The organism is Sphingomonas sp. GW821-FHT10F09, assembly GCF_058809195.1.
Genome location: NZ_JBXASI010000001.1, coordinates 721,316 through 740,752 on the forward strand (window position 1 = coordinate 721,316; position 19,437 = coordinate 740,752).

Sequence of the window (19,437 nt, forward strand, 5' to 3'; positions counted from 1 at the left end):
GGCGGAAACGATCCGTCCCGATCGTTTCGATGTCTGCGATGATAGGGGAGAGAGGTGCCGCGCCATCCCGGGCGGTGTGGCATATCCGGGGTGTGTAGGACAGAGCGGGAACGGGCGTTCCGGGGCGGGGGCGTGTTGCGGCGGCGCTATGGGGCCGGCGCCGCTGCCGGCGGGTGGGCGGACGGGCGATCCGCGTCGGTGAAAGTCGCCATCCGTTCGGAGCGGTCTTTCCCGTTTCCCTGTCTCGGGGCGGCGATGTCGAGAAAGCATAATCGGGAACGGGTTCTGAAAAAGATAAACCGTTTGGACGGTTGCGCGGCAGGTTGCCTGGACATTTTTCTCGGCATGGTTCCCGAACGGGATTTTGCAGCCACCGCTATTGGCCGGGGCCGATCGTCTTTCGGGATGGGAGCACCGCCGAGTTGGTTTCCATAGCGACACCTGCCTCTGAAAGACTCCCAAGTGGCGCCGAGCATGGTCCGACAATCGGGGTTGCCGGGAATGACGCCAAGCTGACCGCGTCGTTCAAACCAATGCATTCCCCGAAATCGATCTTGATAAGAAAAGCTCCGACCAGTTTAATCTCCGTTCCTTCGGACAGGAAGCCCCGCATGATGTCGGCTATCGACCAACAGCGGACACCCGAGACTCGGCGTGGATCGCAACTTGCGAAGGTTGGGCTAGTGAGCGATCACTCGCGGATGCGGTTGTCTTCTCACTTCGCGACCCATTTACGCCTGCGCACGGCAGCAATGCTGTTGGCCGTAACCGGTTTCCTTTCGCTAGGCGCATGCTCCATGGCCCCAGCCGATCGAGCCTCGGACTATGTCCTAAGGTCGCCCGTCTTCGTCAAAGTTGCCGATCAAGTATTCAAGGTGCGCGTGGCAGAGGTGCAGCTCGTAACGAAACGGGACGAATCCGGTGTAATGTCATACTACCCCCGAGATGAGGACACGGGGAAGTTTCAGGCTGAAAAGCTCGCGCGAGACGCCTCTAGATCATCAGCGCCTGTATCCGGCTATCTCCTAGTAATTGTTCCCACCTCAGTCTACGAAGGGCGACCTCCAAATATTGAATGTATAAGCTGGCGCTGCAGGTCAGGACGAGCTGGGGTTGCCAACGATCTTCCGGCACGCTTTTTCCTCGTAGACCCAATACATCTTAGGCAGTTAGAGTCTTACAAAAACGGAGACAAGAACGTTTTCGAACTTTTGTCCGTGGTTGAGCCGTTCGACATTAAGCCTAAAGTTTCGTGTCCGAAGCAGGATGGCGAGCCGTCGGTTCCGGCTGTCAAGGCGCCAATGATCGTTTCGTCTTGTTACGCGGTCATGAAGCTGTTTCCCCGTGTTCTGGCAGTCTGGCCGCTTTCTGTCAGAAGGCCAGAAACCGCTGAAGGGGCAGCGGCACGACAAGGTCGAGCCCTTGCACTCGCCTCTAAAAGGAAATCTTTATCGACGTACGAACGTCAGCTTACCCCCAATCCCGGGCATTCCAGCTCTCGATTTCGCTCGACAAAGGAGTAGGGCTGCATCCCGCCGAAATTAGGCTGATCGACATGGTCCGTCAGCGCCACATGCCACTGGACGGCGCGGCCGGCGGTCGTCCCGTATTGATCGAGTGTCGAGCGCGGCATCTTACGTCGTATCGTGGCGACGAGACACAGCTGCAGCCGTCTTGACCGCTCCCGATCCGGCCATAAAGTTGGGACGGTAGGGAGGCGCATATGCGGGATGGACGATGGGCGGCCGGGGTCGCGCTGGGGGCGATGCTTGCCGTGGCGGGCTGTGGTGGCGGGGACGGGTCGGGTGGCGGGGTGCCGGTGGCCGGCGTCGCACCTACGCCGACGACCGCGCCCAGCCCGGGGCCGACCTATGCGCGCGTCGCCGACCTGGCCGGGGATCAGCGCTTTGCGACCGCCTGTGCGTCGATCGCCCTCAACGGCGCGCCGCCGCAGCCCAGTCCGTCGAGCGCGTTCGGCACCGGGCTGACGCTCGAGTCCACCGCCGCCGCGGGCAGCTATTGGGTGAGCGGCGAGACGATCGATCTTACGTTCGCGGCCGCCGATCTCGATGCCGCGGCGCCGGCCGGCACGCGCAGCTATCTGCGGCGGATCGACGGCGTCCCCCATCGCCTGACCTTCGGCACGCCGATGGCGGGCGGCAGCGCGCTCGACTATACCCGCGGCTTCACGCTGGGGACGGTGCGCAGCGGGATCACGGTGCAATATGGCTGCGCCTATGGCGTGCCGACGCTGGCGACTGACCTGCCGGCCGGAGCCAGCGTTCCGTTCGGCAAGGTCGCGGTCAACGGTACGGCCTATGCCGTCGAGGGCGCGGGCGGGACGCCGCGCACCTATTCGGTCGCCGCGAGCACGGCGACGTTGACGCTGGAGCCGGCCCGCGGCGTGGCGACGTTGCGCGTCGTGCTGCTCGGCAACCTCCTTACCGCCACCGGCACGGCAGCGACCAGCACCGAACTCGGGACGTTCGAGGGATCGCTGCCGATCGACCGCAGCCTGCCGAGCGCCGCGGGGCAGCTCGGCAGCAGCAACCGGTCGACCCAGACCTCATCCGTCGCTGGCTGGTTCTTCGGCCCGCATGCGAGGGAGGCGGCGCTGCTGTTTTCGCTCTATGCGATCGATCCCCCCACCGATACGCGCATGACGGTGACCGGGCGCGTGCTCGCCATCCAGTGACTGGCGGCGCCGGGTTGGCGCCGCTAGGGCCAATCGACATTCAGCCCTGACGGCCTGCAAACGGCGGTTTCGCGCGCTTCCGGTGCTCACGTACCGTTAGTACGCTGCGCTCCGGGTCACGCAAAACCACCGTTTTCGGCACGTCATCTTCTGAATGGCGATCGGCCCTAGATCATCACCAGTGCGTCGATCGCGGCTTGCAGGATGTGCGCGGCGGCGAGGTTGTCGATGCGTTCGGCCCGCTTCGCGCGGCTCATGTCCTGTTCGATCATCGTGCGTTCGACCGCGACCGTCGACCAGCGTTCGTCCCACAGCAGGATCGGCAGACCGAGGTCCTGGCAGTTCCTGGCGAAGGCGCGGGTCGACTGGCTGCGCGGGCTTTCGGTGCCGTCGAGGTTGAGGGGCAGGCCGAGCACCCAGCCGCGGACGTGCTGCGCGGTGGACAGCGCGACCAGCGCTGCCTTGTCCTGCGTGAACTTGCTGCGGCGGACGAGGTCGGCGGGGCTGGCGAAGCTCCACCCGGCGTCGCACAAGGCGGTGCCGATCGTCTTGGTGCCGAGGTCGAGGCCGAGCAGCCGACCGCCCTGCGGCAGCGCCTCGCGAAAGACGGCGCGGTCGAGCGTGATCATCGTTTCGCCCCGAACGCCGCCAGCCGGCGCAGTGCATCGGCGCGGACGTTCGCCCAGAACAGGCTGTAATCGTAGACGTGGTAATTGTTGCCGGGCAGAACGTAGCCGCCGACCTCCGGCGCCTCGCCGATCAGCAGGATACCGCGCGGGCCGCAGCGGGCGGGGACCTTGCCCGGCGCGATCGTCGCGGTGGTGAGGTCTTCGGAGGGGTAGAGCGTGCCCTGGTTGGCGGTGGCGGGCGCGGCGACGCCCGGCGTGCCGGTCAGCGGATTGGTGCAGACCATGTCGGTGTCCTTGCGGGGGCGGCCGTCGAAGCCCCGCGTGCGGTCGTAGAGGTCGGTAATCATGCTCGGGTCGGCGGGCTCGGCGAAGCTTTCCCACGACAGCAGGCAGCGCGCCTCGTCGGGGCGGGTGCATTGCGGCAGGCCGAGCGCGGCGAGGTCGGTGCTTGCCGACACCGGCCAGCCGACCACGTACGCCGCGACCACCCGCTTCGCGATCGGCTTGCCGGCGACCTGCTCGCGCAGCAGGCGGGTGAGGTGGAGCGCGCCCTGGCTGTGGCCGGCGAGGATGATCGGGCGTTTCCGGTCGACCTGCTTGACGAAGGCGGCGAAGGCGGCGGCGACGTCGCCATAGGCGAGGTCGAGCGCGCGATTGGCGTCGGCGACGCTGGTGAGGAAGGCGCCGAACGTCGCCTGGCGATAGCGCGGCGACCAGATGTCGCCGGCGGCGTTGAACGCGCTCGCCTGCCCGCGCAGGAAGATCGCGGCGCGGGCGTTGGTTTCGGCATCGTCCAGCGCCGCGTTCCAGTGGTCGCGGCCGATATAGGAGGTCGGGTGGATGAAGAAGACCGCGGCCTTCGGCTTCGCCTCCGGCGTGTAGCCGGCGGGGGTCCAGAGCGCGGGGTTGCCGGGGATGTCCGGACGGGCGATCCACATCGCCTTGTCGGCATAGACTGCGGGATCGACGCCGGGCTGCGCCCGGAACGCCTCCGACGGGACAAGCGCCATGCGCAGGATCTCGGTGCCGTAGATCCGGTAGGCGAAGGCGCCGGCGATGACGAGCGCGATCAGGAACGCGAAGACGTAGAGGAATTTGCGGGCCAAGGCGTCGGGTTCCGGACGGGACGGGGAAGCGGCTCTGATGGACGAGGGGCGGGGAACTGGCAACATGCGGTTGCGCAGGGCAAGCCGCCGCTGCTAGGCGCAACCGCATGTCCGTAGACACCGCCACCGTGAAGAAGGTCGCCGCGCTCGCGCGCATCGCGATCACCGAAGAGGATGCGACCCGCCTCGCGCCCGAACTGTCCAACATCCTCGGCTGGATCGAGCAACTGGGGGAGGTCGATACGTCGGGGATCGAGCCGATGACCGCGGTCATTCCCAACCATCTGCGGCTGCGCGACGACGTCATCAACGCCGATCCGCTGACCGGCGGCGGCATCCGCGATGCGCTGATGGCCAATGCGCCCCAGGCGGAGCATGGCTTCTTTACCGTTCCCAAGGTGATCGAATAATGGCCGACGTAACCGATCTCGGCATCGCCGGCATCCGCGATGGCGTGCGCAGCGGCGCCTTCTCCGCGGTGGAGGTGGCCGACGCCTTCGTCGTGAAGGTCGCCAAGGCCAAGCCGCTCAACGCCTTTCTGGTCGAGACGCCCGATCATGCGCTCGCCGCAGCGCGCGCCGCCGATGCCGCGCGCGCGGCCGGCGAGACGCTGAAGCCGCTGGCCGGCGTACCGATCGGGATGAAGGACCTGTTCTGCACCAAGGGTGTAGCCACCACCGCGGCGAGCCATATCCTCGAAGGGTTCGTGCCAACCTACGAATCGACCGTCTCCCAGAATCTGTGGGATGCGGGCGCGGGGATGCTGGGTAAGCTCAACATGGACCAGTTCGCGATGGGATCGTCGAACGAGACGAGCGCGTTCGGCAATGTCATCTCGCCGTGGCGCAAGGCGGGCAGCAACGCTCCCCTCGCGCCGGGCGGTTCGTCGGGCGGCAGTTCGTCGGCGGTCGCCGCGGGCCTGTGCCCGGGGGCGACCGGCACCGACACCGGCGGCTCGATCCGCCAGCCGGCGGCATTCGTCGGGATCAGCGGGATCAAGCCGACCTATGGCCGCTGTTCGCGCTGGGGGACGATCGCCTTCGCCTCCAGCCTCGATCAGGCGGGACCGATGGCGCGCGACGTGCGCGACTGCGCGATCATGCTGGAGGCGATGGCGGGCTTCGACGCGAAGGATGCGACGTCCCTGAAGCTCGACGTGCCGCGCTGGGAGCAGGGCCTGTCGGCGAGCCTCGCCGGCAAGCGAGTCGGCATTCCGAAGGAATATCGCGTCGACGGCATGCCCGGGGAGATTGAGGCGCTGTGGCAGTCGGGGATCGACTGGCTGAAGGACGCGGGCGCGGAGATCGTCGAGGTGTCGCTGCCGCATACCAAATATGCGCTGCCGGCCTATTACATCATCGCACCGGCGGAGGCCTCGTCCAACCTCGCGCGCTATGACGGCGTGCGCTACGGCCTGCGCGACCTGCCCGAGGGGGCGGGGCTGCAGGACATGTATGCCGCGACCCGCGCCGACGGCTTCGGCGCCGAGGTGAAGCGCCGGATCATGATCGGCACCTATGTGCTGTCGGCGGGTTTCTACGACGCTTATTATACGCAGGCGCAGAAGGTGCGGGCGCTGATTGCGCGCGATTTCGAGGCGGCGTGGGCCACATGCGACGTGCTGCTGACCCCGACCGCGCCGTCGGCGGCGTTCGCGCTGGGCGAAAAATCGGCGGATCCGATCGCGATGTACCTCAACGACGTGTTCACCGTGCCGTCGAGCCTCGCCGGCCTGCCCGCGATGAGCGTGCCGGGCGGGCTCGACAAGGACGGGCTGCCGCTGGGGTTGCAGATCATCGGCCGGCCGCTGGACGAGCAGGGCGTGCTAAACGCAGGCCTCGCGATCGAGCAGCGCGCCGGCTTCGTCGCGCGGCCGGAGGCGTGGTGGTAGACCGACAGCGCCTGAAGTGTTACCTTGGTAACACTGGAGGCAGGCGATGAACGCACCGCTCGACAAACGCACCACCACCAACATGACCAGCAAGGGGCAGGTGCTGATCCCCAAGGACGTTCGCGATGCGATCGGGCTGGTGCCGGGACGTCCCGTCGATGTCGGCGTCAACGATCGCGGCGAGGCGGTGGTCGTACCCGTCAAGCGCTGGCCGGACGAAACGCCGGCGGAACGTCGCGACCGGATCGATGCGGCCTTCGCCTATATTCGCGCCAATCCAATGTTCACTCGACCGACCGACGAGATCATGCGCGAGCTGCGTGGCGACGAACCGCTGCCGTGATCGTGCTGGATACCAACGTTCTGATCGACCTGTTCGGAATCGACGATCACGATGGCGCGCGGTGGTCGCGGCGTACCTATAGCCGCATTGCCGGAGACGCGCCTTTCGGCTGCAATCTGATCGTGCTGGCCGAGGTGGCGGCGCAAGGCGGCGCGGTCGAGACATTGCTGGGAAATATGGAGCGTTTCCAAATCCAGCTGCTTGATCTGGACCTCGACGTCGCGATGGCCGCAGGCAAGGCGCATCGATCGTACCGCGAACGTGGCGGCAACAGGCAGACGATCTTGCCCGACTTTCTGATTGCGGGGCATGCCGCCGCGATCGGCGCACATTTGATGACTCGCGACCGCCGGCTCGCCAGCTATTTCCCCGACCTCACCCTCATCACGCCAGAGACCCATCCATGACCGACACCAGCTATCGCATCCAGGGCGCCACCGGCGAGTGGGAGGTCGTGATCGGGCTGGAGGTCCATGCGCAGGTCACTTCGAACGCCAAGCTGTTCTCGGGCGCGGCCACCGAATTCGGTGCGGAGCCGAACACGCAGGTGAGCCTGGTCGATGCGGCGATGCCAGGGATGCTGCCGGTGCCGAACATGGAGTGCATCCGTCAGGCGGTGCGCACCGGCATGGCGATCGACGCGCAGATCAACCGCTGGTCGCGGTTCGATCGCAAAAACTATTTCTACGCCGATCTGCCGCAGGGCTATCAGATCAGCCAGCTCTACCATCCGCTGGTGGGCGAGGGTTCGGTCGAGATCAGCCCGGACGACAAGAACCCCGACGCGACCAAGGTGATCGGTGTCGAGCGCATCCATGTCGAGCAGGATGCGGGCAAGCTGATGCACGACCAGCATCCGACGCGCTCCTATGTCGACCTCAACCGTTCGGGCGTGGCGCTGATGGAGATCGTCAGCCGGCCGGACATGCGGTCCCCCGCCGAAGCGGGTGCCTATCTGCGCAAGCTGCGTGCGATCCTGCGCTATGTCGGGTCGTGCGACGGCAATATGGAAGAGGGGTCGATGCGCGCCGACGTCAACGTCAGCGTGCGCAAGCCCGGCGACGACCTTGGCACCCGCACCGAAACGAAGAACGTCAATTCGGTGCGTTTCGTGATGGCCGCGATCGAATATGAGGCGAAGCGGCAGGTCGAGGTGCTGGAGGACGGCGGCAGGATCGTCCAGGAAACGCGGCTGTTCAACGTCGAGAGCGGCACGACCCGGTCGATGCGGTCGAAGGAAGACGCGCACGATTACCGCTACTTCCCCGATCCCGATCTGCTGCCGCTCGAACTGGAGGAGGATTTCCTCGACCAGTGCCGCGCTTCGCTGCCCGAACTGCCCGACGCCAAGCGCAAGCGGTACGAGGCGCTCGGCATTTCTGCCTATCAGGCGAACGTGCTGACTGCGGAAGTCGAGGCGGCGCGCTGGTTTGACGCCCTGTTGGAGGCGGGCGCGAAGCCGGTCGCGGCCGCGAACTGGACGACGTCGGAACTGTTCGGCGCGCTTAACCGGACCGGGCGCGATATCGCCACGTCGCCGGTGTCGCCGACGCAGGCGGCGGAGCTGCTCGCCCTGGTTGCGGACGGCACGCTGTCGGGCAGCCTCGCCAAGCAGGTGTTCGAGGTGATGCTGGAGACGGGCGACGCGCCCGCCAAGATCGTCGAGGATCGCGGCCTGAAGCAGACCAGCGACACCGGCGCGATCGAGGCGGTGATCGCCGAGGTGATCGCCAAGAACCCCAACCAGCTGGCGCAATATCGCGGCGGCAAGGAGACGCTGTTCGGCTTCTTCGTCGGCCAGACGATGAAGGCGATGGGCGGGAAGGCCAATCCGGCGGTGGTCAACGCGTTGCTCAAGAAGGCGCTCGGCTGATCGGTGACGCGGATCGAGCTGGATGCGGGCGGGTGGCGGACGCGGGCAGATTTCTACGCCGCGCTGCTGCCCCGGCTGGGGGCGCCGGACTGGGTCGGCGGCAATCTGGACGCGCTGTTCGATTGCCTCGGCGGCGGGATCTGTACTTTGCCTGTGCCGTTGCGAGTGACCGTCCGTAACAGCGCGGGCATGCCGGCGGACGAGCTCGCCTATATCTGCCGCGCCGAAACCGTGTTCGACGATGCGCGTGCGGAATTCGGGCAGGACGTGTATCTGCGCTTCGCATGACGGTGGGAGCAGGGATATGAGCGGATTGCGTTTGGGCCTGGCGCTGATGGTCGGACTGGCGGGCGGTGCGGTGTCGGCGCAGCAGGTCCCGCCCGCTGCGGCGCCCTTGCCGCGGGTGGCGCTGGAGACGACCGCTGGGCGGATCGTGATCGAGGCGGATATTGCGCATGCGCCGGTCACCGCGGGCAATTTCCTGAAATATGTCGACGGCAAGCGACTGGACGGGGTCGTCTTCTATCGCGCGGTCAAGGTCGCTGACCGGTTCGGCTTCGTGCAGTTCGGCACGAATGGCGAGGCCAAACGGGTGCTGCCGCCGATCAAGCATGAACCGACGACGCAGACCGGCCTGCATCATACCGAGGGCGCGATCTCCGTCGCGCGGTTCGGCCCGGGGACGGCGACCGGGGATTTCACGATCAGCGTCGGCGACCAGCGCGCCGCGCTCGACGCCGACCCGGGCAAGCCGGTCGACAACCTCGGCTATGCGGCGTTCGGTCGGGTCGTGGAGGGGATGGATACGATCGTCACGATCCTCGATGCGCCGGTGTCGCCGACCGCGACGGTGCGCGGATCGTTCAAGGGTGAGGTGCCGGTGACGACGGTCAAGGTGTTGACGGCGCGGCGGGTGGCGGCGAAGTAATTTGTCCGGCCGACTGCTCTTGCCGCTTCTTGCCTTTGTGAACTGAGCGTTTGCCGTCAATTGGGCGAAGGCCGGAAACCATAGTTTTGACGGCATGATGTAGCGGACTAGCAGTACCGTCAGCGCGTCCATGGGTCCCGACGTTCGTCGGGATGACGGAAGAGGGAGCATGGGCCGTCGGGATGACGGGCTTCTCTCTGCGTCCTCCGCGCCTCCGCGCGCGAAGAACAAGGGGCAGCCCGGGTACGGACCGCCCCTCAGTACGGGAACAACGCAACTATTGCTGCGTCAGGTCCTGGTTCTTCACTTCACCGCCGGTGCCGCTGTTGCCGTCGAATTCGCCGGTATCGGTGAAGCGGACGGGTTCGTCACCGCCTTCGCCGCGGGCGACGGCGTCGGCACGCGCCTCGACCGCCTGCTGGATGTCGGAGCGTTCGTCCTCCCGGGTGTCGTCGGGGTGAGGATCGGCTTTGGGGTCGGTATCGCTCATCGTCAGATCTCCGCAGGCTGCGAGGTGCCGGGGTCGCCGGCAGGCGTGCCGGGCGAGGGGATATCGACGTCCGGGGCGGGCGTCGTCACCTCGGGCGGCGGGCCGTCAGGCTGGACCGGCTGCGGCGTCGGTGCGGGCGTCTCGGGTGGGGGCTGGGTGGCCATGGTCGTCTCTCCTTCATTCCACCCAACGCCCGGGAACCGGCCGGGTTGCCTCTTTGCTTGCTAGACGACGCCACGCTGGTATAGACGCGCGCCCAAGGGAATGCCCGACGCATGTCGTGCAGGCCTACGGCGGGTCCTTCGTGCGGGCGTGGCGGAATTGGTAGACGCAGCAGGTTTAGGTCCTGCCATCGCAAGATGTGGGGGTTCGAGTCCCTTCGCCCGCACCAGTCCCGTCGCTTGCGGCGCGGGGCGGCAGCCTTAAAGAATTTTCGTCAGATTTCTCAAGATTGAAGGCCGGATATGCAGACTGTCGAGACGTTGAACGAGGGCCTGAAGCGCGCCTATACCCTGACCATCACCGCGTCGGATATCGATGCGAAGGTCGATGCCGAAGTGAAGCGCGTCGCGCCGCAGGTGAAGATGCCCGGCTTCCGCCCCGGCAAGGTGCCGGCGAACCTAGTGCGCAAGATGCACGGTGAATCGCTCGCCGCCGACGCGCTCAACACCGCGATCCAGCAGGGCGTGCAGCAGATGCTCGCCGACAACGCGCTGCGTCCGGCGATGCAGCCTTCGGTCGCGCTCAACGATGATTATGCGCCCGGCAAGGATGCGGTCGTCACCGTCGAGCTGGAAGTGCTGCCGACGGTGCCGGCTCCGGCGATCGACGCGCTGAAGCTCGAGCGCCTGACGGTGCCGGTCGCCGACGAGGCGGTCGACGAGCAGCTGCAGAAGTTCGCCGACCAGTCGAAGAAGTGGGACGACGCCGACGACAAGACCGCCGAGATGGGCGATCTGGTCACCGTCGATTTCGTCGGCAAGACCGCCGACGGCGTCGCCTTCGAGGGCGGCACCGGCACCGACATGGGCGTCGAGCTGGGTTCGGGCCGCCTGATCCCCGGTTTCGAGGAGCAGCTCGTCGGCGTGACGCTGGGTGAAGAGAAGACGCTCAACGTCACCTTCCCCGAGGATTACGGTGCCAAGGAACTCGCCGGCCAGCCCGCGACGTTCGACATCACCGTCAAGAAGATCCAGATCGCGGCCGAGAGCAAGATCGACGAGGATCTGGCCAAGAACCTCGGGCTCGAGAGCCTCGAGCAGCTGCGCGGCCTCATCAAGGGGCAGATCGAGCAGGAGCATAACGGCCTGACGCGCACCCATATGAAGCGCAAGCTGCTTGACCAGCTGGCCGAGGGTCACGATTTCGAAGTGCCGCCGTCGATGGTCGAGGCCGAGTTCGCGCAGATCTGGCAGCAACTGGAGCATGAGGCGACGCACGAGGAAGATCCCGCCGCGGCGCTCGCCGAGATGGAATCGGAGCGTGACGACTATCGCAAGATCGCCGAGCGCCGCGTGCGTCTGGGCCTGCTGTTGTCCGAGATCGGTCAGGCGAACGGCGTCGAAGTGTCGCAGCAGGAGATGAACCGCCTGATCGCGCAGGCTGCGCAGCAGTATCGCGGCGAGGACCAGCAGCGCTTCATCCAGTACGTCCAGCAGGAGCCGATGGCGGCCGCCCAGCTGCGTGCGCCGCTGTATGAGGACAAGGTCGTCGACTTCCTGTTCGAGAAGGCGGAAGTGACCGACCGCGACGCGACCCGCGAGGAGCTGGAAGCCGCGATCGAGAGCGAGGACGGTTTCGCGACCGGCACGCACAGCCACGATCATGACAATCACAAGCCGCGTGCCAAGAAGGCCAAGGCGGAGGGCGAGGCCAAGCCCGCCAAGAAAGCGGCGGCCAAGAAGCCGGTCGCGCAGGATGACAATGCCGGTGCCGGTGCCGAGGCCGAGCCGGCAGTGACGGCCGACGAGGCGCCCGCCAAGAAGCCGCGCGCCAAGAAGGCCACCGCGCCGGTCGAGGCCGAGACCGCGGTGACGGAATCGTCGCCGGTCGCTGCCGAAGCCGCAGAAGGCACCGAAGCTGCCGACGCACCGGCCAAGAAGCCGCGCGCGAAGAAGGCGGCTGCGAAGACCGAGGGCTAACACTGATGGGGGAGGGGCGTCGTCCCTTTCCCGCCATCGTCATCCCCGCGGAGGCGGGGATCCAGACGCGCAGCTCCCCGACGGAGCCGCAGCGTCAGCGTCCATGGATCCCCGCCTGCGCGGAGATGACGAACCGGGTGGTGCGGGCGGTCCCACACCCTTGCTGGCCCAAAGAGGACGGACGTGACGCAACCGACGATCGCAGTCCTGCTGCCCTGCTACAACGAGGCTGCGGCGATCGCGCAGACCGTCGCCGGCTTCCGCGCCGCGTTGCCGGATGCGACCGTTTACGTCTACGACAACAATTCGACCGACGACACCGTTGCGGTCGCGCGCGCCGCGGGCGCCGTGGTCCGCACCGAGCGGATTCAGGGCAAGGGCAATGTCGTCCGCCGCATGTTCGCCGATATCGACGCCGACGTCTATGTGATGGCCGATGGCGATGCGACCTATGACGCCGCCTCCGCGCCCGCACTCGTCGCGCGCCTGCTCGACGAGCAATGCGACATGATCGTCGGCAGCCGGATCAGCCAGGTGCAGGACAGCTATCGCCGCGGTCATCGCTTTGGCAATGCGGTGCTGACCGGCATGCTTGCGCGGCTGTTCGGGCGCAGCTTCACCGATATCCTGTCGGGCTATCGCGTCTTTTCGCGCCGTTTCGTCAAGAGCTTCCCGTCGCTGTCGTCGGGGTTCGAGATCGAGACGGAGATCAGCGTCCACGCGCTCGAACTGAAGATGCCCTGCGCCGAGATCGAGACGCCTTATTATGCGCGCCCCGAGGGATCGGCGTCGAAGCTCAGCACCTACGGCGACGGCTTCCGCATCCTCGGCACGATCCTGACGCTGTACCGGATCGAGCGGCCGCTGCTGTTCTTCGGCGCGATCGGCGCGCTGTTCGCCCTGTTCGGCGTCGTGCTCGGCATCCCGCTGGCGCTTACCTATATGCAGACGCATCTGGTGCCGCGCTTCCCGACCGCAATCCTCATCACCGGGCTGATGATCATCGCCGCTTTGTGCGTGTTCGCGGGTTTGATCCTCGACACGGTCGTCCGCGGCCGGCGCGAAGTGCGGCGTTTGGCGTATCTGGCACATCCCGCCCCCTCCAGCGGGGGTTGAACTCCCCTGCGGGAGCGCCGATGTTGGCGTCTCTGAGGGCATAAGAGAGACACCCATGCACAATCCGTTCGAGACCGGCGACTTCATGAGCCCCATCGCCCACGCCGGCCTTGGCTTGCAGCAGACCCAGTCGGGTCTGGTGCCGATCGTCATCGAACAGTCGAACCGCGGCGAACGCTCGTTCGACATCTTCAGCCGCCTGCTGCGCGAGCGGATCATCTTCGTGACTGGCGGGGTGGAGGACGGCATGGCCAGCCTCATCACCGCACAGCTGCTCTTCCTCGAGTCCGAGAACCCGAAGAAGGACATCTTCATGTACATCAACTCGCCGGGAGGCGTCGTCACGGCGGGCATGGCGATCCATGATACGATGCAGTACATCCGACCGCGCGTCGGCACGGTGTGCATCGGCCAGGCGGCATCGATGGGCAGCTTCCTGCTCGCCAGCGGCGAACCGGGCATGCGCGTCGCGCTTACCAACGCCCGGATCATGATCCACCAGCCCTCGGGCGGGGCGCAGGGCATGGCGTCGGACATTGAGATCCAGGCCAAGGAAATTCTGCGTATCCGGGCGCGGATGAACCAGCTGTACGCGCAGTATACCGGCCAGCCGATCGAGGAGATTGAGCGCCGCATGGACCGCGATACGTTCCTCGAGGCGCATGAAGCCAAGGCTTTCGGCCTCGTCGACGAGGTGTTCGACAAGCGTCCCGCGCCGACCGAGGACATGGCGAAGGCGGCGTAAAGGCGCTGATGCGCGCCCGGCCGTGTCCATTAAACACGTTTGGGCGTTGTGGTTTGCGTATCGGCCGGGCTACCATACCCGGCCTCACCGGCGGGTCCGATCCCGCGACAAGGAAGTGTGAATGACGAAACTGAGCGGTGGCGACTCGAAGAGCACCCTCTACTGCTCGTTCTGCGGCAAGTCGCAGCACGAGGTGCGCAAGCTCATCGCAGGGCCGACCGTGTTCATCTGCGACGAGTGCGTGGAGCTGTGCAACGACATCATCCGTGAAGAGACCAAGTCCGCACTTGTCTCCAAGAAGGACGGCGGCGTGCCGACTCCGCAGGAGATTTGCGACGTCCTCGACGATTACGTCATCGGCCAGAAGCAGGCGAAGCGCGTGCTGTCGGTGGCGGTCCACAACCATTACAAGCGCCTGAACCACGGCGCCAAGGGTGCGGACGTCGAGCTCGCCAAGTCGAACATCCTTCTCGTCGGCCCGACCGGTTGCGGCAAGACGTTGCTCGCGCAGACGCTGGCGCGCATCCTCGACGTGCCGTTCACGATGGCGGATGCGACGACGCTGACTGAGGCGGGCTATGTCGGTGAGGATGTCGAGAACATCATCCTCAAGCTGCTGCAAGCGTCCGACTATAACGTCGAGCGCGCGCAGCGCGGCATCGTCTACATCGACGAGATCGACAAGATCAGCCGCAAGGCGGAGAATCCGTCGATCACGCGCGATGTGTCGGGCGAGGGCGTGCAGCAGGCGCTGCTCAAGCTGATGGAAGGCACCACCGCGAGCGTCCCGCCGCAGGGTGGTCGCAAGCATCCGCAGCAGGAATTCCTGCAGGTCGACACGACGAACATCCTGTTCATCTGTGGTGGCGCGTTCAGCGGGCTCGAGAAGATCATCGGCGACCGCCTGCAGGGCAAGTCGATCGGCTTCGGCGCCTATGTCGCCGCGCCGGAAGAGCGTCGCACGGGCGAGATGCTGCGCCAGACCGAGCCGGAGGATCTGCTGAAGTTCGGGCTGATCCCCGAATTCGTCGGTCGCCTGCCGGTGATCGCGACGCTTGAGGACCTCGACATCGACGCGCTGGTCAAGATCCTGAAGGAACCGAAGAACGCGCTGGTGAAGCAGTACCAGAAGCTGTTCGAGATGGAATCGGTCGACCTGGGCTTCACCGACGACGCGCTGGTCGCGGTTGCCAAGAAGGGCATCGAGCGCAAGACCGGCGCCCGCGGCCTGCGGTCGATCCTGGAGGCGATCCTGCTCGACACGATGTTCGACCTGCCCGGCATGGACGGTGTCGACGAGGTAATGATCGACAAGGACGTGATCGAGGGCCGCAAGGAGCCGATCCGCGTCTATGCTGAAAAGAAGAAGGATGGGGCGGGCGCCGCCGCCTGATCTGTCCGCATGATATCGGGAAGGGGCGTCGCGAGAGCGGCGCCCTTTTTCGTGACGGCGGAGACGCGCTCCTCATGGGACGTTAACGCCGCGCGGGCGATGACCCGCCGGCAAGCGACAGGATGACGATGACAGCGACACGGATCGAACCGGCCCCGGAGATCAGTTCCGGCTGGCAGGCGGGCAGGGGACCGCTTGCGATCCTGCCACCCGCTCTGTTCCGCGATGCGCGGCCGTGGCTCGCGATCCTGATCGGCTGGGTGCTGACGATCGTCGGCAGCACGATGCTTAGCTATGCGATCGCCTGGCTGGTCCCGGACAATGCGGGCCCGGATTTGGCTGATGCCTCCGGGGCGATGAAGCTGTTTCTGATCGCGGGGTTCAGTCCAGTGGTCGAGACGCTTCTCATGGCCGCCATTCTCGCGATCCTGTTGCGGTTTCTTGCCGGCTGGCAGGCGGTGATCGCGAGCGCGGCGATCTGGGGCGTGTTGCACAGCCTCGCGTCACCCTTGTGGGGCGCGGTGATCTGGTGGCCGTTTCTGATTTTCTCGACGCTTTACGTCACCTGGCGCCCACGCGGCTTCTGGACCGCGGTCGGCATCGTCATCGCGGTCCACGTCCTCCAGAACCTCTTCCCCGCGCTCCTCATCGTACTGGGGCATTGACGCGGCGACCGTGATTCGATGTGCGGATCGTGTCAAAAGGTAAACCGGCCTGCGTGCCACGCCCGCAATGGACCTTTCGGTGCGCCGAAGCATTGGCTTTGCGTAACGATATCGGGGACAGGCATGACCGCAACGACGAACGAGGCCATCACGAGGCATGCGGCGCCGAAGGGCTGGATGGGGCTGCCGCTTTGGGCGATCCTGTTTCCGGCGCTTGGCGTGCCGGCGGTGTTGCTGTCGATCTACGCGATGGGCACCGTCGGCACGATCATTGCCGCGCTGGTGCTGATCGGGTCGGTCGTCGCAGCTGTCCACCATGCCGAGGTCGTCGCGCATCGCGTCGGCGAGCCGTTCGGCACGCTGGTGCTGGCGGTCGCGGTGACGGTGATCGAGGTGTCGCTAATCGTCTCGCTGATGCTGTCGGGGTCGGGCGACGTCGCGGCGCTGGCGCGCGACACGGTGTTCGCCGCGATCATGATCATCCTCAACTTCATCATCGGCCTCTGCCTGCTGACCGGCGGGATGAAGCATGGCGAACAGCGTTTCACGCTGCGCGGGATCAGCGCGGCGCTGGCGACTCTGGCGGCGCTGGTCGTGCTGTCGCTGATCCTGCCCAATTACACGACGAGCGCGGCGGGACCGACCTATGCGCCGTCGCAGCTGATCTTCGTCGCGATCGTCAGCCTCGTCCTCTACGGCACGTTCGTACTCGTGCAGACGGTGCGCCACCGCGATTACTTCCTGCCCGCGGGCGATGTGGAGCCCGAGGCGCATGCCGCCCCGCCGAGCGACCGCACCGCCTGGACCGCGTTCGGCATCCTGCTGCTCGCGCTGGTCGTCGTCGTGATGCTCGCCAAGGGCCTATCGGCGCAGGTCGAGGAGGCGATCCTCGCGGCGGGCCTGCCGCTGGCGATCGTCGGCGTGGTGATTGCCGCGCTGGTGCTCGCGCCCGAAAGCCTCGCTGCCTATAATGCCGCACGTCGCGACCGACTGCAGACCAGCCTCAATCTGGCGCTGGGATCGGCACTGGCGACGATCGGGCTGACCATCCCGGCGGTAGCGATCGTCAGCCTCGTGCTCGACCTGCCGCTAGCGCTTGGTATCGGCGCCAAGAGCATGACGTTGCTCGCGCTGTCGCTGTTCGTGACAACGATCTCGCTGGGGACGGGACGGACGACGGTGTTGCAGGGCGTCGTCCATCTGGTGATCTTCGCCGCCTATCTGTTCACCACCGTCATTCCCTGACGATCCGGAGATCGAAGCGGGGTCGGCCGGCGCCCGCGACGTTCAGCGCGGGCGCTGGCGGCTGGCGAGCCACAGCCCGGCGGCGATCTGTGCCGTCGCATACAGCCGCCGCCGCCCCGGCCGGTCGACGAACGGCGCGACCATCACCTCGGTGCCGAGCGCATCCTCCTTCCACAGGTCGACATGGCGGCGCGGCTGGGCGAGGCCGATCAGGCCGTCGCCGACCATGAAGATCGCCGCCATTTCGGCGGTGCGGGCGAACCAGTTCGCCATGATGTCCTTCTCCCGTCCGCCGCGATGCCCCGTCATTTCGCCGGCTTCTGTTCCGCCTTCCACGCCTGGAAGGCGTCGACGGCATCGTCCTGCTTGAGCAGCCGCGCCATCGGATCGACGACGACATGCGCGTCCGCCGGCACGGTGATCGTGGCGAGGCCACCGGTCATCGGGACCTTCTGTACGACGTCGTCGACCGCGACCTCGACCGGCAGGGGGAAGGGCTTGGGCAAGGGCGTCACCCATTTCAGCGTCAGCTGGGTCGCGTTGCGGTTCACCACCAGCTTGGGTAGCGCCGCCTGATAGAGGTAGACGTCGAAGAACCACTGCCAGTCCTGCCCGGTCACCTGATTGACGATCGCGATGAACTCCGGCGTCGTCCGGAACTGCGGCGTGAAGTTACCCGGGGCAGGATCGGGGCGGCCATAGACCTCGCGCCGCAGGATCTCGGCGAACGCCTTGTCGCCGACCGAATTTCGCAGCGTATGCAGGATCCACGAGCCCTTGGTGTAGATGTCACCACCGCGTCCCGGTGCGCGTTCGTAGACGTCTTCGGCGCTCTGCGGCTTGCCGGTCACCAGCGGCGAGGTGTTCTGGATGCCGGTGCGGCTCGCCAGCATCATCGCGGTGTAGCGCCCGTCGCCCTCGCGCCAGCGACCGTAGAGCGGCTGCATATAGGCGGTAAAGCCTTCGTGCAGCCAGAAATCGTCCCAGTTGCTTGCGGTGAGCTGGTTGGCGAACCATTCGTGGCCGAATTCATGCTGGAACAGCCAGTCGAACCCTTCCGGCGCCTTGGCATATTCGTTGCCGTAGGCGTTGATCGTCTGATGCTCCATGCCCTTGTGCGGGGTTTCGACGACGCCGACCTTTTCGTCCGCCCAAGGGTATGGGCCGACGACGCTTTCGTAGAAATCCAGCGTCGGTGCGAATTCGGCGAACAGCTTTTCCGCCTTGTCCTTCTCGCCGGGCAGGTACCAGTAGAACATCGGGATCTCGTTGCCGAACTTGCTCCTGTAGGTGCCCGTGATCTCCTCATACGGCCCGACGTTGAGCGCGATGCCATAGAGGTTCGGCCGCTTCACCTCCCAGTTCCAGGTGCTGCGCCCGTCGTCGAAGCGGTCGATACCGAGCAGCTTGCCGTTCGACGGCGCCTTCAGCCCCGCCGGCACGGTGATGTGCAGCGTGACCTTCTCGGGCTCGTAGGTCGGATAGTCGATGCACGGCCAGATCAGGTCGCACCCTTCCATCTGCACCGCCGTCGCCATCCAAGGCTTTCCGTCGCGTGTCTTCGACCAGACGAAGCCGCCATCCCAGGGCGCGCGCACCGCGGTGTGCGGACGGCCGCCATAGACGATTTTGACCGACAGCTTGGCATCCTTGGCGACCTTCTTCGCCAGGGTGATAGTCATCCGCCCTTCGGAATTGGCGAAGCCCGCATCGACGCCGTCGACCTGTACCGACGTCACGGTATAGTTCTTGTCGAGATCGACGACGATCCTGTTGGTCTTTTCCAGCGCGGTGAAGGCGAGGGTCGCCGTGCCGTTGATGACCTCGCGCACCGGATCGACCTCGATCTGCAGGTCGGCACTGTCGAACGTCACCTTCTTCTGCGCCGGGTCGAGGGGGCCGCCCGACATGGCGGTCTGCGGCGTGATCGGCGGCTGGCCCCTCTCCGCGGCGATCCCCGCGGTCGACAGCAGCAGCAAGGCGGCGAACGGCAGGCGAAGCGACATTCTGTACTCCCGATTGGGCGTTGCGGGTTTCGGCGCAAGCGCCGGGGCCGGTTTCGACGCTCGCCCCGGCGATGACAAGTCCCGCCGTGCCGTACGCGCGACGATTGATGGATGCCGTGGCATCACCATATAGTGTACCAAAGCCGCCCCGTTCGAAGCGGCACCGGAGTA

Annotated in this window: 21 protein-coding genes and 1 tRNA gene; 15 read left to right on the top strand and 7 right to left on the bottom strand. The window is 66.1% G+C overall.

Annotation, left to right across the window (positions count from 1 at the left end; all coding sequences use genetic code 11):
- Positions 1 to 1,465: 1,465 nt before the first annotated feature.
- Complete coding sequence (locus tag AC1RTO_RS03425) at positions 1,466 to 1,633, bottom strand: hypothetical protein (RefSeq protein ID WP_493159513.1); 168 nt, start codon at positions 1,631 to 1,633, stop codon at positions 1,466 to 1,468.
- Positions 1,634 to 1,723: 90 nt separating this feature from the next.
- On the opposite strand from AC1RTO_RS03425, the gene AC1RTO_RS03430 reads away from it, so the two are divergent.
- Positions 1,724 to 2,695: a hypothetical protein gene (locus AC1RTO_RS03430; protein ID WP_493159514.1), complete on the top strand. Its 972-nt coding sequence runs from the start codon at positions 1,724 to 1,726 to the stop codon at positions 2,693 to 2,695.
- A 167-nt stretch (positions 2,696 to 2,862) separates the two neighbouring features.
- Here AC1RTO_RS03430 and ruvX read toward each other — a convergent pair whose 3' ends face one another.
- Both ruvX and AC1RTO_RS03440 read right to left on the bottom strand, forming a co-directional pair.
- On the bottom strand, positions 2,863 to 3,324 hold the full coding sequence (gene ruvX / locus AC1RTO_RS03435; RefSeq protein WP_493159515.1) for a Holliday junction resolvase RuvX: 462 nt from the start codon (positions 3,322 to 3,324) through the stop codon (positions 2,863 to 2,865).
- Positions 3,321 to 4,430: a DUF3089 domain-containing protein gene (locus AC1RTO_RS03440; RefSeq protein WP_493159516.1), complete on the bottom strand. Its 1,110-nt coding sequence runs from the start codon at positions 4,428 to 4,430 to the stop codon at positions 3,321 to 3,323. Before AC1RTO_RS03440 ends, ruvX begins: the two co-directional genes overlap by 4 nt.
- A gap of 107 nt (positions 4,431 to 4,537) precedes the next feature.
- Between AC1RTO_RS03440 and gatC the strand changes: the two genes are divergently transcribed.
- Genes gatC through AC1RTO_RS03475 form a run of 7 tightly spaced genes read left to right on the top strand, consistent with a single transcriptional unit; the run spans position 4,538 to position 9,465 of the window.
- Entirely contained in the window at positions 4,538 to 4,840 is a 303-nt protein-coding gene (gene gatC / locus AC1RTO_RS03445) for an Asp-tRNA(Asn)/Glu-tRNA(Gln) amidotransferase subunit GatC (protein ID WP_493159517.1), read from the top strand.
- Positions 4,840 to 6,321, top strand: a complete 1,482-nt coding sequence (gene gatA, locus AC1RTO_RS03450) for an Asp-tRNA(Asn)/Glu-tRNA(Gln) amidotransferase subunit GatA (RefSeq protein ID WP_493159518.1) — start codon at positions 4,840 to 4,842, stop codon at positions 6,319 to 6,321. The genes gatC and gatA overlap by 1 nt, the downstream gene beginning before the upstream one ends.
- A 46-nt stretch (positions 6,322 to 6,367) precedes the next feature.
- Positions 6,368 to 6,664, top strand: a complete 297-nt coding sequence (locus AC1RTO_RS03455) for an AbrB/MazE/SpoVT family DNA-binding domain-containing protein (RefSeq protein WP_493159519.1) — start codon at positions 6,368 to 6,370, stop codon at positions 6,662 to 6,664.
- Complete coding sequence (locus AC1RTO_RS03460) at positions 6,661 to 7,071, top strand: type II toxin-antitoxin system VapC family toxin (protein WP_493159520.1); 411 nt, start codon at positions 6,661 to 6,663, stop codon at positions 7,069 to 7,071. The genes AC1RTO_RS03455 and AC1RTO_RS03460 overlap by 4 nt, the downstream gene beginning before the upstream one ends.
- The gene (gatB, locus tag AC1RTO_RS03465; protein WP_493159521.1) at positions 7,068 to 8,537 is read left to right on the top strand and encodes an Asp-tRNA(Asn)/Glu-tRNA(Gln) amidotransferase subunit GatB; all 1,470 of its coding nucleotides are present in this window, start codon (positions 7,068 to 7,070) and stop codon (positions 8,535 to 8,537) included. Before AC1RTO_RS03460 ends, gatB begins: the two co-directional genes overlap by 4 nt.
- A 3-nt stretch (positions 8,538 to 8,540) precedes the next feature.
- The gene (locus AC1RTO_RS03470) at positions 8,541 to 8,825 is read left to right on the top strand and encodes a barstar family protein (protein WP_493159522.1); all 285 of its coding nucleotides are present in this window, start codon (positions 8,541 to 8,543) and stop codon (positions 8,823 to 8,825) included.
- Positions 8,826 to 8,841: 16 nt separating this feature from the next.
- The gene (locus AC1RTO_RS03475) at positions 8,842 to 9,465 is read left to right on the top strand and encodes a peptidylprolyl isomerase (RefSeq protein ID WP_493159523.1); all 624 of its coding nucleotides are present in this window, start codon (positions 8,842 to 8,844) and stop codon (positions 9,463 to 9,465) included.
- Between the two features lie 277 nt (positions 9,466 to 9,742).
- On the opposite strand, the gene AC1RTO_RS03480 is transcribed toward AC1RTO_RS03475, so the two are convergent.
- Both AC1RTO_RS03480 and AC1RTO_RS03485 read right to left on the bottom strand, forming a co-directional pair.
- Entirely contained in the window at positions 9,743 to 9,955 is a 213-nt protein-coding gene (locus AC1RTO_RS03480; RefSeq protein WP_493159524.1) for a hypothetical protein, read from the bottom strand.
- Between the two features lie 2 nt (positions 9,956 to 9,957).
- Positions 9,958 to 10,119 carry a hypothetical protein gene (locus AC1RTO_RS03485; protein WP_493159525.1) on the bottom strand — a complete coding sequence of 54 codons (162 nt, stop codon included), beginning with the start codon at positions 10,117 to 10,119 and terminating at the stop codon, positions 9,958 to 9,960.
- A 142-nt stretch (positions 10,120 to 10,261) separates the two neighbouring features.
- On the opposite strand from AC1RTO_RS03485, the gene AC1RTO_RS03490 reads away from it, so the two are divergent.
- The 7 genes from AC1RTO_RS03490 (at position 10,262) to AC1RTO_RS03520 (ending at position 17,260) form a co-directional block, all read left to right on the top strand.
- Positions 10,262 to 10,346, top strand: a tRNA-Leu gene (locus AC1RTO_RS03490).
- A gap of 73 nt (positions 10,347 to 10,419) precedes the next feature.
- Positions 10,420 to 12,096 carry a trigger factor gene (tig, locus tag AC1RTO_RS03495; RefSeq protein ID WP_493159526.1) on the top strand — a complete coding sequence of 559 codons (1,677 nt, stop codon included), beginning with the start codon at positions 10,420 to 10,422 and terminating at the stop codon, positions 12,094 to 12,096.
- A 183-nt stretch (positions 12,097 to 12,279) separates the two neighbouring features.
- The gene (locus AC1RTO_RS03500; RefSeq protein ID WP_493159527.1) at positions 12,280 to 13,212 is read left to right on the top strand and encodes a glycosyltransferase family 2 protein; all 933 of its coding nucleotides are present in this window, start codon (positions 12,280 to 12,282) and stop codon (positions 13,210 to 13,212) included.
- Positions 13,213 to 13,267: 55 nt separating this feature from the next.
- Entirely contained in the window at positions 13,268 to 13,957 is a 690-nt protein-coding gene (locus tag AC1RTO_RS03505) for an ATP-dependent Clp protease proteolytic subunit (protein ID WP_493159528.1), read from the top strand.
- Between the two features lie 121 nt (positions 13,958 to 14,078).
- On the top strand, positions 14,079 to 15,350 hold the full coding sequence (gene clpX / locus AC1RTO_RS03510; protein ID WP_293878033.1) for an ATP-dependent Clp protease ATP-binding subunit ClpX: 1,272 nt from the start codon (positions 14,079 to 14,081) through the stop codon (positions 15,348 to 15,350).
- A 128-nt stretch (positions 15,351 to 15,478) separates the two neighbouring features.
- The gene (locus AC1RTO_RS03515) at positions 15,479 to 16,015 is read left to right on the top strand and encodes a hypothetical protein (RefSeq protein ID WP_493159529.1); all 537 of its coding nucleotides are present in this window, start codon (positions 15,479 to 15,481) and stop codon (positions 16,013 to 16,015) included.
- A gap of 123 nt (positions 16,016 to 16,138) precedes the next feature.
- On the top strand, positions 16,139 to 17,260 hold the full coding sequence (locus tag AC1RTO_RS03520; RefSeq protein WP_493159530.1) for a calcium:cation antiporter: 1,122 nt from the start codon (positions 16,139 to 16,141) through the stop codon (positions 17,258 to 17,260).
- A 42-nt stretch (positions 17,261 to 17,302) separates the two neighbouring features.
- On the opposite strand, the gene AC1RTO_RS03525 is transcribed toward AC1RTO_RS03520, so the two are convergent.
- Together AC1RTO_RS03525 and AC1RTO_RS03530 are read right to left on the bottom strand one after the other, a co-directional pair.
- On the bottom strand, positions 17,303 to 17,533 hold the full coding sequence (locus tag AC1RTO_RS03525) for a hypothetical protein (protein ID WP_493159531.1): 231 nt from the start codon (positions 17,531 to 17,533) through the stop codon (positions 17,303 to 17,305).
- A 32-nt stretch (positions 17,534 to 17,565) separates the two neighbouring features.
- Complete coding sequence (locus tag AC1RTO_RS03530) at positions 17,566 to 19,266, bottom strand: M1 family metallopeptidase (protein ID WP_493159532.1); 1,701 nt, start codon at positions 19,264 to 19,266, stop codon at positions 17,566 to 17,568.
- Positions 19,267 to 19,437: the final 171 nt, after the last annotated feature.